Source organism: Nocardia implantans (assembly GCF_035544775.1).
Lineage (GTDB): Bacteria > Actinomycetota > Actinomycetes > Mycobacteriales > Mycobacteriaceae > Nocardia > Nocardia implantans.
The window spans coordinates 108567-122203 of the sequence record NZ_JAYKYQ010000005.1; the positions used below are offsets into that span (position 1 = coordinate 108567).

Here is a 13637-nt window from a genome sequence, read left to right on the forward strand (position 1 = left end):
GTTGCGTAGCCTGACGCTGCCCGGCCGGATCGGCGCGGTGCTGATCGCCGGGTGGACGGTGCTCGCCGCCGTGGCGATTCCGGCGGCCGCGCAGGCCCCGAACGCGTTGCGCGCCTGCACGCCCGGCGATTACCCGCCGTACTCGCTCAGGGACGACGCGGGGGAGCACCGCGGGGTGGACGTCGATCTCGCGCGCGGTTTCGCCGCGCTGCTCGGCCGTCCGATCGAGTTCGTGCCCGTCACCTGGGCGACGCTGAAAACCGACTTCGCCGAACGGGACTGCGACCTCGCGGTCGGGGGCATCTCCGACCTGCCGTCGCGGCGCGCGTTCGCGGACTTCTCGATCACCTACGGCACCGACGGCAAGGCCCCGATCACCCATCGCGCGAACGGCGCGGCGTACTCGACCGTCGCGGAGATCAACCGTCCCGGCGTTCGCGTGATCGCCAATCGCGGTGGGACGAACGAGGATTTCGCGCGCAAGCACTTCCCCGACGCGCAACTCACCTTGTGGCCGGACAATCTGACGATTTTCGGCGAGATCGAGCAGGGCCGCGCCGACGTGTTCGTCACCGATTCGGTCGAGGGCCGCTACCGCGTCCGTCAGCATCCGGATCTGCAAGTGCTGCATCCCGAAGCGCCGTTCGACTCGTTCGGGAAAGTGCTGTTGGTGCGCAAGGACGATCCTGTCCTGGCGGCCTTGCTGGACGCGTACTTGACCACTCAGCTCGCGACGGGGGCCGTGGATCGGCTGTTCGACCAGTGGATCGGGCCGAACGCCCCCGTGGGCTGAGTTCGTGCGCTGACTATCCCGAGGCGACGCTGCCCTCCGAGCTGGAGCCGGCCGAGGTGTTCCGAGCGAGCCGCCACGCCGTCGGGGAAGCGCGCCCGAGTGCAGGCAACGGAGCGGGCTGGTGCGCGTCCGGGCGGGGTGGACAATGCCGACGGTCAGGCGTGGTTGTCGCTCGGCAGTGCGCGAGGGGCGGCATGCGGGGAGGGTGGCTGCGATGGTAAGTAGCTCGGGCCGGCCATCCAGGCCATGCGCGATGCTGGGCGGCGAAACGGGCGGACGGTGGCGAGCGACGCCGAAACCGGTGGTCAGCTCGGAGCGGTCCCGTCCCGGCGTGGATGCTCGAGAAGCGCTTTCCAGGCCGCCTGCCACGGGAAGAGGGGCAGGCGCGCCTCCCCGGTGCCCCGCTCGTGCGGCTCGCCCTCGCCGATCACGATGGTGACGCCCCACTCGGACAGTTTGCGTATCCCCTCCTGGATCGCCGGAAAGCTGATCTGCGCGCGGTTCGAGTACGGCACACCGACGATCGGCAGGCCCTTGCCGAGCCCTTCGACCAGCAGACCGAGCAGAAGCGTATCCGAGATCCCCGCAGCCCATTTCGCGATCGAATTGCCGGTGAGCGGTGCGGCGATGATGCCGTCGGCGGGCGGCAGCACATCCGGCGTGCCGGGTTCCTTGTACTGGCTGCGCACGGGATAACCGGTCTGCGCTCGGAGCGCGTCGACGTCGATGAACCCGGTTCCCGACGGCGAGGCGATCACACACACCTCCCAGCCGTCGGCCTGTGCCAGGGCGATCAACTTGCCGACATCGCGGGCGGGGGGCGAACCGGTGACGAGGGCGTACAGCACGGGATTTCCGTTGGCGTCCACGTTTTCATGGTGCCACGCCGCCGGAGGGCGGCTCGAGCCCGGTCGAGTCCCGTCGAGCACCGCCACCGGCGTTCTCGGTACTCGGCCGATCTCTTCGATGGACCGATACGGCGCGGCAGGCGAATTTCCCTCGAGGAGCCGATTCGATCTCGACATCGACCGGCAGGCCCTCGGCAATCTTGGTGATGTTCAGATCGCCGCGAGCATTCGACAAGTGGAACCGGACGAGGGTGTTGGCGGCGTCGTCGTCCGGTTCGATCACGCCGGTGCCGTTCTTCGGCTTCCAGCGTCACGCAGTTCCGCTGTCCCTCGTCGCCCGCCGCCGGTCCGCCGAAGCCGGATGCGCAAGTCTTGCAATCTACTGTGGCGCAACGGATATGTTGCCCGGAGTCGCAGGTGTGTCAGGAGGGGACCGCGCCGATGCGTTTGGCGAGGCGGCCGAGGTCGCCGGTGGTGAGGTTGCGGTGGGCCGTGCGCATCATGTGGCCGACGAGTTCGCGGACGTGGGTCATGCCGCGCACTTGCTGTGGGGCGATGTGTTCGGCGCGCAGGAGGGCGTGCAGGGAGTTGCGGTAGTCGCGGCGCAGGGCGTGGGCGCGGCCGATCTCGACGAAGTACTGGGCTCGGCGGCCTTCGGCGGGGATGGTCTGCGGGTCGAGGGTGGGGGCGAGTTCGAGGACTTGGCCTGGTTCGCGTTTCTCCATTGCCGCTGACATGCGCCAGAGGATCACGTTCGCGGCATCGAACGTCGGATTTCGGAGAGTCGCGGTTTCCGGGGGAACCTCGTCGAGCCGGGTGACTTGCTGGCTCGCTTCGTTCAGGTGGTCGTCAGGGTCGCCGCCGAGCGCTGCGGTAACGAGCGCGGCCTGCAAGTGCAGCATGCCGTAGGTTTCGATCTCGCCACGGCTTCGCACCTCCGGGCCGAGGCGCTCGGCAGCGTTCGTCGCGCCGTCGAGCGCGGCAGTCAATGAGCCGGGGCGGGACAGCAGGATCTGGCTTCGAGTGAAGGCTGCCGTAGCCGAACCCGAAGTGCCACTGATGTTCGCGGTTGCGTGCTCGATCTCTTGTGCTGCTGTCCAAGCCAACGCCGAGTACCCTCTGGCCTTCAAGGACGCGGCTGTCGTGTACGACGCCGCGGCGAGCACGTCCCACGCAGTATCGCGATCGGCTCCGGTCGCATCACGAGCGTGTCGATAGCAGTCGGTGAGTAGAGCAGGCAACAGCGGACCGAGTGCCGCGTAGTCGCACGCGCGTCGCAGATGCGCAGCATGACGTGCTGTCGCCGCGAGTTCGGTGAGGCTGCGGGGTGGTGCAGTCGGAGTGGTATCCCCCCGGGTCCAGAGCGCGGTTTCGATGGCGGGCACCGCGGCGTGGAACCCGGCCGACGACGGGTCGAACCGGTCGTCCTGATCGCCGGTCAGATCACCGACCGCGACGCCGAGCGCTTGGGCGAGGGCGTGCAGGGTCCGCCGCGAATCGATGGGGCGCTCACCGTTCTCGTATTTGGCGATCGCGCCCCGGCTTACGCCGACCCGATCGGCCAGCACTTGCTGCGAGATCCCACGGCGCGCGCGAATGGCACGCACCTGTCGGCCGATGTACCGGCCCTCGTCGTTCCCCTGACCCTCGCTCATCGGCTCTCCTCGCCGGATGCTGATCGAAACCCCATGCTAGACGCGCCGCCAGGTGTCCCGCACCGGGACAACGCCGGTCCGGCAGCCCGCCAAGCTGTCGCGAGCACTCGCCTTCGGGACGGGCACGTCGGTGCGCGCGACAACGGTCGCGCTCCAGGCGCGGGTGCTCACAACGCGATGAGCAGGGGAAGGCAAACGTGATGCGGGGAGTGGCAGTCGATTTCGCGTGGAACGACACGTTCGTGAAGCGGCACGGTGACGCGATCGCGACGGTGGCGATCGGTGATCGAAATGAGCTCGGTGCGATTCGCGCGGTGTCGGCGTCCGCGCCCGGCTCCACGCTATCCCTACCGGATCAACTGTCTCGCAACGGTTTCCGGGCGCGAGTCGTCCAGCGCCATGCGCATCGCCTTCGCCGTCGTCGTCCGCGAGTCGCCGATAGCAACCGACCGCGCCTCGACGTGATGCCGTCGCGATCGCTGCGCGGACACGATCGGCGCGCGACGGCCTCGCGCCGCGTCGGTGATCCCGGCGCGGCGGGGCGGGAGGGCACGCGGTGAGCGACCTGTGCGATCCGGCGGCCGACACCCCGGCCAGCCGGTGCCGTTTCTACCGGCAGTGCGGGCTCCCGGCGGCCGTGCAACCGGAACTCGGCCGCATCATCGTGCCCGCGGGCCGAGTCGGCGCGATCACCATGCCCGCTCGGCTCGGCCAGGAGGTGAAGGCGCTGTTGCAGCTCCGGCGGTCCGCGCTCGGGCCGATCATCTCGCATCCTCGCTCGAAGCGCTGGACCTATCTGGTACGGCCGGACCTGCCCGACGAAGTCGCCTTGTTCGCCGAGCTGTTCCGGCTGGACGTGTCGGTCGCGCGCCGCGGTGCGCAGATCGCCCTGCCGTCGCCCGCCGACCGGTCGCCGTGCTTCCGCGTGTGGGTCGAACCGCCGCGCGATACGTTCCGGCCGTCGGGTTCGGTCGTCGTCGCGGCGATCCGGGTACGCGCGGGACGCCGGTGGTGACCGGGCCGCAGCAGCGGTCGCCGCGCCCGGAAGAGCCCGATGTCCATGTCTCGGTCCAATTCCACGACGTGCGCCTGAACTTCGCGGCCTGTGCGAGCGCTGCCGCACTTTTCGTCCAGGAGTGGAGCTCCCGCCACTATGCGGACGCGGCCACGGTGCTCCCGGACGATCCGACGGGCCTGCCCCGCCTGCCGAACGAGCGGTTGTTCCTCGACCCGTGAGCAGTGGGTCAGCCGGGGAGTGGACGCGGCCGCGTCTCCGAGCGCCGAGACGGGCTTGACGGGAAGTCGCGCTGCCCGTGCAACCGGAACCCGGCCGCATCGTCGTGCCGCTCGGCTGGGCCAGGATGGGAAGGCGCTGACGCAGGTCCGGCGGTCCGCGTCCGGTTCCCGTCCTGGCCCAACTCGTCGCGTCACCCTGCTTATGGGCGGTCCCGGTTGGGCTGTTTCTCAGCGCTACGTTCACTGGGCCAACGGGGGCGGCGGGCGTGCTCGCGGTGCTTCCGGCGTTCTCGGGGCGCTGCCTGGCGTCCGATCTGTCGCCCTGTCCGAGCTTCTGGGTGGTCTCGCCATCCCTGTCGCGCTGTTTCTCAGCGATACGCTCACTGGGCCGACGGGCGCGGTGCTTCCGGTGTTCTCGGCGCTGCCCGGCGTCCGCACTGTCGGCCGGTCTTCCGTCGACCGCCCGGGTGTACTCGCAGACGGATCGTGGTCTCCATGTCGAGCGCTGGCCCCGCCGCCCCTCCGAAGTCGAGGTTTGCCGGGCATACCCGGTGCCGTGCGACGTGCGGGCGGTGTACTAGGTGGTGCGGCGCGCGTTCTACTCATGGGAGTTTTCGCTGCCCGTTCCAGCCGGATGAGCGGGATACCAGTGGTCTCGAGCACGGCCTCGGCGCTGCCATTCCCGGCAGTTCGGACGAGCGGACGGCGACCGAACCCGAGTCGAGCGCGGGACGCCGGGCGCGAGCGTCCGCTGAGCAATCCATCGGGAGGCGTTTGCGCTGATGCCGCGACACCCGCGCGCGGAGCGATACCCTTGAGCAGGGTAATTCGACGTCAAGGAGCTGATGTGGAACACCTGCGAGGCAAGGACGCATCGTGTGTAGCCGCCGGCTGACCCGCAACGGCTGACTCCGAGCTACCGATGCGCGAACCGATCGATCTCGCCGATTCGGCGGAACGGACCCGTGCGGCGCTCGCCGCCGCCGTGGCGCGATTCTCCGAGGCTTGGGCGTCGGGATTCCCGCCCGATCTGTCCTCCTATCTGCCCCGCGAACCGGCCGATCGGCACACGATGCTGATCGAATTGATCAAGGTGGACCTCGAGTTCCGCTGGCTTCGCTACCACTTCCCCAAACGGCTGATCGACTACCGCGCGGAATTCCCCGAGCTGCGCAGCGCTCCGTTCCCGGCCGATCTGGTCTACGAGGAATTCCACGCCATGCGCCGTGGCGGCCACGGCGACGCCGCCGATTCGGACGGTACCGCCACCGCGACGGCGGCCGATCCGGATCTCGACCGGATCACCAGCGACTACCGCAGCACGATGATCGCTCGTCCCAGCGCCCAGGTCGCGCTGGAGGCCATCGACGTCGGCGATCGAGTCGACGATTTCGACCTTCTGATGCGCATCGGGGTCGGCGCCTTCGCTCAGGTGTACCTCGCGCGGCAGCAGTCGATGCAGCGGCTGGTGGCGGTCAAGATCTCGCACAACCACGGCAACGAGCCGCAGACGCTCGCCCAGCTCGACCACGAATACATCGTGCGCATCTTCGACCAGCGACTCATCGCCGACGGCGAGCTGAAGCTGCTCTACATGCAGTACCTGCCCGGCGGAACACTGCTCGACGTGCTGCGTTTGTCGCGCACAGCGCCGCAGGAGCGGCGCGGCGGGCAACTGCTGCTCGACGCCATCGACCAGGTGCTCGCCGACAAAGGCGAGGTGCGGCCGACGGAATCGGCGGTCCGGCTCCGGATCGCGGGCCTGACCTGGCCGGAGACGGTGGTGTGGCTGGGGCGCAGGCTCGCGGACGCGCTGCAGCACGCGTCCGAGCGAGGGGTGCTGCATCGCGACATCAAACCCGCGAACGTGCTGCTGAGCGCGGAGGGGATTCCGAAGCTGGCCGACTTCAACGTCAGCTTCAGCAAACGCGTCCGGGGCACCAGCCCCCTGGCGTACTTCGGCGGATCGCTGGCGTACATGTCGCCCGAGCAGCTCGAAGCCTGCCATCCCGACCTGCCCGTGACCGCCGCGGACCTGGACACGCGAAGCGACATCTTCGCGCTGGCCGTCATGCTGTGGGAGTTGCTCACCGGACGACGTCCCTTCGCGGACGAGACCTCGGCGGGCGATTCGCAGACGTCGCTGGCGCGCATGATCGAACTGCGGCGCAAACCCGTCGATCCGGCGTTCCTGTCGCAGCTGCCGCCGGATTGCCCGATGGCGTTGCGCCGCGTGCTGCTGAAGTGCCTGTCGCCCGACCGCGCGGACCGCTACTCGTCCGGCTCCGAACTGGCGCAGCAACTGGACCTGTGCCTGGAGCAGCGCGCCCGCGATCTCGTCTATCCGGCCCCCGGCAGCTGGCGCGCCCGGCTCGCGCGCAGGCCCACTCCCGTCCTGTGGTTGTCCTCGCTGGTCGGCGTCGGCCTGGCGACGATCTATATGGCGGTGCACGTGCAGGAACTGATCAGAGAGCGCCTGCCCGATCACACGAACTGGCAGCTCAACATGGGCGTGTTCGTCTTCGTGCTGGTCGCGGGGCCGCTGTCCATCGTCATCTACGCGTTGATGTCGCGTGATCTACTGGCGGTTCCGCGCGGCTTACGCGCGGGCAGACGCTACGACGACGCACTGCTCGCGCGGGTGCGGTCGCGAACCCTGTTCTGGGGAGACATGTGTGCGTTGAACACCTTCCAGACCGGGATCACGGCCACGGTGACCGGAGTGTTCCTGTGCCTGTGGCTCACCGACCTCCCGGCGCGGCTGGTGGTCCACGCGGCGACGACCGTTCTGATGGCGGCGGTGATCTCCGTCGCCTACACGTTCTTCCTGTCGACGTTCTACATCGTGCGGTGTGTCTATCCGGTCTATCTGCGCTACAGCCGCACGACGGCGCACGACTCCGGCGTCATCCGCACGTTGCGCCGCAGAACCACGGTTTATCTCGCGGTCACGGCGTCGGTGCCGCTGGTCGGCGTGCTGGCCGGTTTCAGCCTGCTGGAACCCGAGGAACTTCCGCTGGTGCGCGATTCGGTGCTGGGCTTGTGCGCGGTCGGCGGACTCGCGTTCGTCGCCGTGTACTGGCTGTTCCGGACGCTCGACGCGGACTTGCGGGCGCTTCAGCGGGTGGTCGGGAGGGCTCCGGAGAGCGTGCGCTGATCTGCGCCCCGGCCCGCGACCAAGAGAGGCATGCGCCGGCGCGCCCGATTCGTTCACCGGGAACGACTCGGGGCGCCCGACGAGCGACCGATCCCGCGAGCGGGCTCAGTGGCGAGATTCAGGTGTCGCGGCGCCGATCGCGCCGGTACTCGCCGCCCCAGCGCACCAGCCCGGTCGCGACCGCGAGATAGAGGATGACGGCGGCGATCACCATGACGCCGTAATCCGACGTCCACGCGGGAATCCTCGACAAGGCGGCGAGCACGGCTACCACCATCGTCAAGCCCAGGACCTCCGCGACCGGTCCGAGGGGCGCGAGGCGCACGTCGTGGCCTTCGACCAGCGGCGTGCGGAGCAATGGCCCGTCGCCGGCGTCCGCTGTCCTACTGTCCACGGCAGATCACCACCGGGCTCGCCGCATGATGCAGCAGGTTCTGGCTCGTCGAGCCGAGCAGGAGTCCGGTCAGGCGGTTCTGCCCACGACTGCCGGTGACCACCAGCTGCGCCTTTTCGGCATGCTCGAGCAGTGCCCGGGCGGGCGTGGCTTTTTCGACCACTTTGGTGACGGTGACGTCCGGGTACTTCTCGCACCATCCGGCCAGCCGCTCGGACAGCAGCTGCTCCTCTTGCTGGGCCAGCGCGCTCCACGTGTCGGGCACCGGGGTCCATTGCAGCAGGTCCGGGTCGTTCCACGCGTGCAAGGCGGTCACTTCGACGCCCAGCGCGGACGCCAGTTCGAACGCCTCGCCGACGGCGGCGGACCCACCCGGGCTGCCGTCCACGCCGACGAGCACCGGTCGCGTGTCCGGCCGCGGCTGGTCGAGCCTCCCGCGCCACACGGTCACCGGGCAGGCCGCCTTCTTCGCGACCGTGAGCGCGGTGGAGCCGAGCAGCAGCGTGGAGAGCCGGTCTCGGGATTTGGCCGCGACGACGACCATGCGCGCGTCCCCGCTGTGCGCGATCAGCTCGCGTGCGGGCTTGCCGTCCTCCACGACCTGGCGGATCTCCAGCTCCGGCTGCTCGGCGCGCACGGCCGCGCACGCCTGCTCGACCTTCTGCTTCGCCACCGCTCGGAGTTCGGGTAGCAGCAGATCGGCCTCGGCCCGGGAGTAGGACGTCAGCTGGTAATCCGGCGCCGGAAAGACACTCAGCAACACCACTGCGGCGTGCTGCCGGCTCGCGATGGCTCCGGCCCAGCGCGCTGCGCCCACAGCGGTCGGGCTGCCGTCGATTCCGACGATGATCGACCGACGGTCGGCTGGTGTGCTCATTTCATCTCCGATGGCCGCTGCGACAGGGTCGGCTCTCACCTTCGCAGCGACACCAGCGGCGGCACCGGGGTCGGTGGCCCCCGATGATGGGGACCTAAGACCTTCACCGGGCGGTGGAAGCCGGAGCCACCGAGCGAACCGGGCGATCGCCCGCAGGACCGTCGCGCCGATGGCCCGGCCGCCTGTGCCGGGCCGGTGCGGGTCAGGCGGCTCGGGTCGCCGGGTCGGGCTTCGGCGCGGCCACTCGTTCCCGGGTGCGCAGCGATGCCCACAGCGCGGCGGTGGCGGCGGTGCACGCCGCGGCACCGCCGACATGCACGACGACCAGCGCCGCGGGCACGTCGGTGAAGTACTGCACGACGCCGACCAGCCCTTGCGCGCACACCAGGCCGAGCAGCACGAACAAGCGGGTGCGCACGGCGGGTGCGATGCCGACCGCGAACAGGCCGAAGGCCAGGCCGATCAGCAGTGCGAGGTAGCCGACCAGCAGCTGGGAGTGCAGATGCACCAAGGTGACGATCTCGACCTGCAACCGCTCCACGGGGCGTTCGATGCTCTTGTCGCCCGCGTGCGGTCCTGCGGCGGTCACCAACGTGCCCGCGATCAGGACGGCGGCGAGCGCGACACCGGCCAGCGCGGTGAGCCAGCGCAGCGGCGCGGGAGCCTGCACGGTGTCGATACCGTCGTCGGGTTCGCCGATCTTCGCGTACAGCACCACCGCGAGCCAGACCATCACCATGGAGGCCAGCAGGTGCGTCGAGACGGTCCACCACAGCAGCCCGGTGCGCACCGTGATGCCGCCGATGATCGCCTGCACGACGGTGCCGCCCGGCATCAGCCACGCGTACACCAGCACCTCGCGGCGGCGGCGCGCGCGAGTCACGGCCAGCACGATCGCGGCCGCGCACAGCGTGACCACGAACGTGAGCAGCCGGTTGGAGAACTCCACCGCCTGATGGATCGCCGGGACCTCCGACACCGCGACCGGCGTGAAGCTGCCGGGGAAGCACTGCGGCCAGGTGGGGCAGCCGAGACCGGACGCGGTGACCCGCACGACGGCGCCGGTCACCGAGATGCCCGCCTGGGAGAGGATGACCGCGAGCGCGATCAGGCGCTGCACTCGCGACGAGGGCAGCGGCAGCTTGTCGACGAGTCGCAAGAACGCGCGATACAGCACGTCGAAAATGGTAGCCGGGCCCGATCCGGCCGCCGCACCCGGTCTACTACATTTCGTCGTTGCGGCTCAGTGGAAGCGGAAGAGGCGAGTGGCCGCGACGCCCGCCACCGCGCCCCAGACCGCGAGCACGATGATCCCGAACCAGTCGACGCTGGTGTGCATCGCGCTTTCCAGCGCTTCCGCCAGCGCCCCCGACGGCACCAGCCGGGCCGGCACGCTCACCGCCGTGGGCAGGTCCTCGGAGGCGAACACGATGCTGGCGACGCCGAGCATGACGAACCACAGGATGTTCGCCAGCGCGAGCACCACTTCGGCTTTGAGTGTGCCGCCCAGCAGCAGGCCCATGGCCGCGAACGTCGCGGTGCCGAGCGCGATCACCGCCGCGCCCAGCAGCAGGCCGAGGGGTTCGGGCCGCCAGCCCAGCGCGAAGCCGATGAGACCGAGCAGCACCGCTTGCAGCACGACCACGATGAGCACGGCCGCGCTCTTGCCCGCGATGACGCCCCAGCGCGGCAGCGCCGTCGCGCCGAGGCGCTTGAGCGCGCCGTAGCGCCGGTCGAAGCCGACCGCGATGGCCTGACCGGTGAACGCGGTGGACATGACCGCCACCATCATCACCGCGGGCACGATCTTGTCCACCCGGTGCGTGCCGAGGTCGCCGAACGGCAGCAGGCTCAGGCCGACCAGCAGGGTGATCGGGATGAACATGGTCAGCAGGAGTTGTTCGCCATTGCGCAGCAACAGGATCAGCTCGAGCCTGGTCTGCGCGAGCAGCATCGCGGCGCGGCCGCTCGGGCGCGGGGCGGGGGCGAAGGTGCCCGGCGCGAAGCGGTTGGCGGTCCGGTCGTGCTCGCTCATCCGCGCAGGTCCCGTCCGGTCAGGTCGAGGAAGACGTCCTCGAGGCGGCGCTGGTCGATCCGGATGTCGGTGGCCAGCACGTTCATGCGCGCGCACCACGCGGTGACGGTCGCGAGCACTTGCGGATTGATCTCGCCTTCCACCAGATAGGTGCCCGGGGTGGTCTCCCGGGGCGCGAACCCTTCGGGCAGGGCGTTGGCCAGCAGTTCCAGGTTCAGTTTCGGCGGCGCGCAGAAGCGCAGCTGCCCGGCCGCGCCGTGCGCGGTGACCTCGGCCGGGGTGCCGGAGGCGACGATACGGCCGTGGTCGATGATCACCAGCTGGTCGGCGAGTTGTTCGGCCTCGTCCATCATGTGCGTGGTCAGCACCACGGTCACCCCGTCGCGGCGCAGCGCGTCGATCAGCTCCCACACGATCAACCGGGCCTGGGCGTCCAGCCCCGCGGTGGGCTCGTCGAGGAACACGATCTCCGGCTTGCCCACCAGCGCGCAGGCCAGGGCGAGTCGCTGCTGCTGGCCGCCGGAGAGGCGGCGGTAGGGGGTGCGGCGGTTGTCCTGGAGGCCGAGGGTGCGCAGCAGCCAGTCGGGGTCGAGCGGTTCCGCCGAGTACGCGGCCACCAGGTCGAGCATCTCGCCCGCACGCGCACCGGGATACGCGCCCCCGCCTTGCAGCATGACGCCGATGCGGGGCCGCAGCCGTTCGGAATCGGCGATGGGATCGAGCCCGAGCACGCGCACCGTGCCCGCGTCCGGCGCGGCGAATCCCTCGCACATCTCCACCGTCGTGGTCTTGCCCGCGCCGTTGGGGCCGAGCAGCGCGAGCACCCGCGCCGGCTCCACCTCGAACGTCAGGCCGTCCACGGCCGTGGTGTCGCCGTAACGCTTGACGACGCCGTCCACGCTGACGGCGGGTCCGGAGGGTGCGTTCACGATCTCACACCGTAGGAGGTGGGCACCTGTGACGGAGCCGACACCCCCGTCTGTCCGCGCCACGGCAGAGAATTGCGCGTGATCACGATGAACAGCACTCCGACGATCACGGTGGCGATCGCGGCGCCCACGATCTGGAACACTTCCAGATCGGCGCCGCGCGGCATCAGGATCACGCTCACGATCGCCGAGAACGCCACCGCCGGAACGCGGAACACCGGCCGCGTCGCCCACGCCGCCATCGGCACGATCGCCCACAGCAGATACCACGGCTGCACCACCGGGAACAGCAGCACGATCGCGCCCAGCGCCACGCCGAGCGCGCCCACCGGATGCAGCCGCCCGGTGCCGGTGGCGACCAGCATGCGCACCGTGAAGAAGGCCGCGACCAGCGCGGCGATCGGGCGGGTGATGCTCAGCAGCGCGGTGGTGTGATCGCCGAGCCCGAGCAGCACGCCGCCGAATCCGGTGATGATGCCCAGCACCGTCGGCAGCGACATCCAGCTGCGCACCACGCTCGCGGTGTTGAGCGTGTAGATCCAGCCGAAGCCGAGGCCGCTCACCGAGCTGATGAAAAGCGTTGTGCCGATGGCTATCGCGCCGAGCATGGCGGCGGCGACGGCGACCGTGCGCAGCGACGCCCCCCACCTGCGGGCCAGCGCCATGCCGACGAAACCGAGCGCGATGATCGAGGTGAACTTGATCGACGACGACAGCGTGATGATGATCGCGCCGCCGATCAGCCACGCGTAGGCGCGGCCGTCGAACGGGTGGGTGTCCTCGATGGCCCGCAGGCAGAACTCCAGGCCCGCGAGCATCAGGCCGAGCATGAGCGCGTCGTTGTGCACGCCGCCGACCAGGTGGAACAGCACCAGCGGGTTGGCCGCGCCGAGCCACAGCGCGCTCACCGGCGCGACGCCGCAGCGCACCGACAGCCGGGGCAGCGCCCAGACGATCAATGCCACGCCGCCGAGCGCGAGGATGCGGTGCACCCACACGCCCGCGATGATGTTGTCGCCGGTGAGCTCGGCGATGCCACGGCCGATCCAGAGGAACAGCGGACCGTAAGGCGCGGGAGTGTCGCGCCAGATGGTCGGGACGTTGTTGGTGAGAACGTTGTCGATCCCGAGCCCGGCGACCGGGCCTTCCTCGTAGGGGTCGATGCCGCGCGCGGCGATCTCGCTCTGCGCCAGATAGGAATAGACGTCGTTGCTGAACAGCGGGGGAGCGACGCTGAGCGGGATCAGCCACAGCAGCAGCGTGCGATCGAGCTGCGAGCGGGTCAGCCGGTGGACGGGGGAGCCGCCGATGCCGCCCACCGCGAACCGGCCCAGCAGCAGCCAGGCCAGGACGACCACGACGGTGCCGGTCATGCACATGGCCAGCGAGCCGGTGTGGGCACGGGCGAAGATGCCGAGCACGCGCACGCCGGACGTGGGGTTCTGGTGCACCGGTTGCGCGCCGATGCCCAGCGCGCTGATCGCCATCAGCACCGTGCCGGTCGCGCCCATCAGGCGGATCCGGTCGAGCTGCGCCAGCTCTTTGCGATCGAGACCGGGGACTTCCGACTCGTCGCGGTGCAGCACCGCGATCGTGTGATCGGCCGCGGGCACGTCGAGTCCGAGTGCCCGGCGCCCGAACGCCAGTGTCCTGCGCCGCGCGCCGTCCAGTACCGCCACGCAACGAAGCCTAGTTGCACTGCGCGCCGACGAC

Annotated in this window: 14 protein-coding genes; 4 read left to right on the plus strand and 10 right to left on the minus strand. The window is 69.9% G+C overall.

What is annotated here, in order from left to right:
• Position 1: 1 nt before the first annotated feature.
• Positions 2 to 793 carry a transporter substrate-binding domain-containing protein gene (locus U3653_RS13745; protein WP_195080208.1) on the plus strand — a complete coding sequence of 264 codons (792 nt, stop codon included), beginning with the start codon at positions 2 to 4 and terminating at the stop codon, positions 791 to 793.
• Positions 794 to 1098: 305 nt separating this feature from the next.
• Here the strand turns inward: U3653_RS13745 and U3653_RS13750 are convergent, their stop codons facing one another.
• The 4 genes from U3653_RS13750 to U3653_RS13765 all read right to left on the minus strand — a co-directional run bounded on the left by U3653_RS13750 (position 1099) and on the right by U3653_RS13765 (position 3467).
• Entirely contained in the window at positions 1099 to 1728 is a 630-nt protein-coding gene (locus U3653_RS13750; RefSeq protein WP_323123977.1) for a flavoprotein, read from the minus strand.
• The gene (locus tag U3653_RS13755; protein WP_323123978.1) at positions 1667 to 1924 is read right to left on the minus strand and encodes a hypothetical protein; all 258 of its coding nucleotides are present in this window, start codon (positions 1922 to 1924) and stop codon (positions 1667 to 1669) included. Before U3653_RS13755 ends, U3653_RS13750 begins: the two co-directional genes overlap by 62 nt.
• Before the next feature lie 139 nt (positions 1925 to 2063).
• Entirely contained in the window at positions 2064 to 3296 is a 1233-nt protein-coding gene (locus tag U3653_RS13760; RefSeq protein WP_195080206.1) for a helix-turn-helix domain-containing protein, read from the minus strand.
• A gap of 36 nt (positions 3297 to 3332) precedes the next feature.
• Complete coding sequence (locus U3653_RS13765) at positions 3333 to 3467, minus strand: hypothetical protein (RefSeq protein ID WP_323123979.1); 135 nt, start codon at positions 3465 to 3467, stop codon at positions 3333 to 3335.
• Positions 3468 to 3852: 385 nt separating this feature from the next.
• On the opposite strand from U3653_RS13765, the gene U3653_RS13770 reads away from it, so the two are divergent.
• From U3653_RS13770 to U3653_RS13780, 3 genes are all read left to right on the plus strand, one after another.
• Positions 3853 to 4311 (plus strand): DNA-directed RNA polymerase subunit beta, encoded by a 459-nt coding sequence (locus tag U3653_RS13770; RefSeq protein WP_323123980.1) that lies wholly within the window; start codon positions 3853 to 3855, stop codon positions 4309 to 4311.
• Positions 4308 to 4532 (plus strand): hypothetical protein, encoded by a 225-nt coding sequence (locus U3653_RS13775; protein WP_195080205.1) that lies wholly within the window; start codon positions 4308 to 4310, stop codon positions 4530 to 4532. Before U3653_RS13770 ends, U3653_RS13775 begins: the two co-directional genes overlap by 4 nt.
• Before the next feature lie 922 nt (positions 4533 to 5454).
• Positions 5455 to 7689, plus strand: coding sequence for a serine/threonine-protein kinase (locus tag U3653_RS13780; protein WP_195080204.1), 2235 nt, complete (start codon positions 5455 to 5457; stop codon positions 7687 to 7689).
• A 118-nt stretch (positions 7690 to 7807) separates the two neighbouring features.
• On the opposite strand, the gene U3653_RS13785 is transcribed toward U3653_RS13780, so the two are convergent.
• The 6 genes from U3653_RS13785 to mptB form a co-directional block, all read right to left on the minus strand.
• Complete coding sequence (locus U3653_RS13785; RefSeq protein WP_195080203.1) at positions 7808 to 8083, minus strand: hypothetical protein; 276 nt, start codon at positions 8081 to 8083, stop codon at positions 7808 to 7810.
• Complete coding sequence (locus U3653_RS13790; protein ID WP_195080202.1) at positions 8073 to 8960, minus strand: universal stress protein; 888 nt, start codon at positions 8958 to 8960, stop codon at positions 8073 to 8075. The genes U3653_RS13785 and U3653_RS13790 overlap by 11 nt, the downstream gene beginning before the upstream one ends.
• 202 nt (positions 8961 to 9162) lie before the next feature.
• Positions 9163 to 10137, minus strand: a complete 975-nt coding sequence (locus U3653_RS13795; protein ID WP_195080201.1) for a COX15/CtaA family protein — start codon at positions 10135 to 10137, stop codon at positions 9163 to 9165.
• 66 nt (positions 10138 to 10203) lie between these two features.
• Entirely contained in the window at positions 10204 to 10995 is a 792-nt protein-coding gene (locus tag U3653_RS13800) for an ABC transporter permease (RefSeq protein ID WP_195080200.1), read from the minus strand.
• Positions 10992 to 11924 (minus strand): ABC transporter ATP-binding protein, encoded by a 933-nt coding sequence (locus tag U3653_RS13805; RefSeq protein WP_195080199.1) that lies wholly within the window; start codon positions 11922 to 11924, stop codon positions 10992 to 10994. Before U3653_RS13805 ends, U3653_RS13800 begins: the two co-directional genes overlap by 4 nt.
• Positions 11921 to 13603 (minus strand): polyprenol phosphomannose-dependent alpha 1,6 mannosyltransferase MptB, encoded by a 1683-nt coding sequence (gene mptB, locus U3653_RS13810; protein ID WP_195080198.1) that lies wholly within the window; start codon positions 13601 to 13603, stop codon positions 11921 to 11923. Before mptB ends, U3653_RS13805 begins: the two co-directional genes overlap by 4 nt.
• Positions 13604 to 13637: the final 34 nt, after the last annotated feature.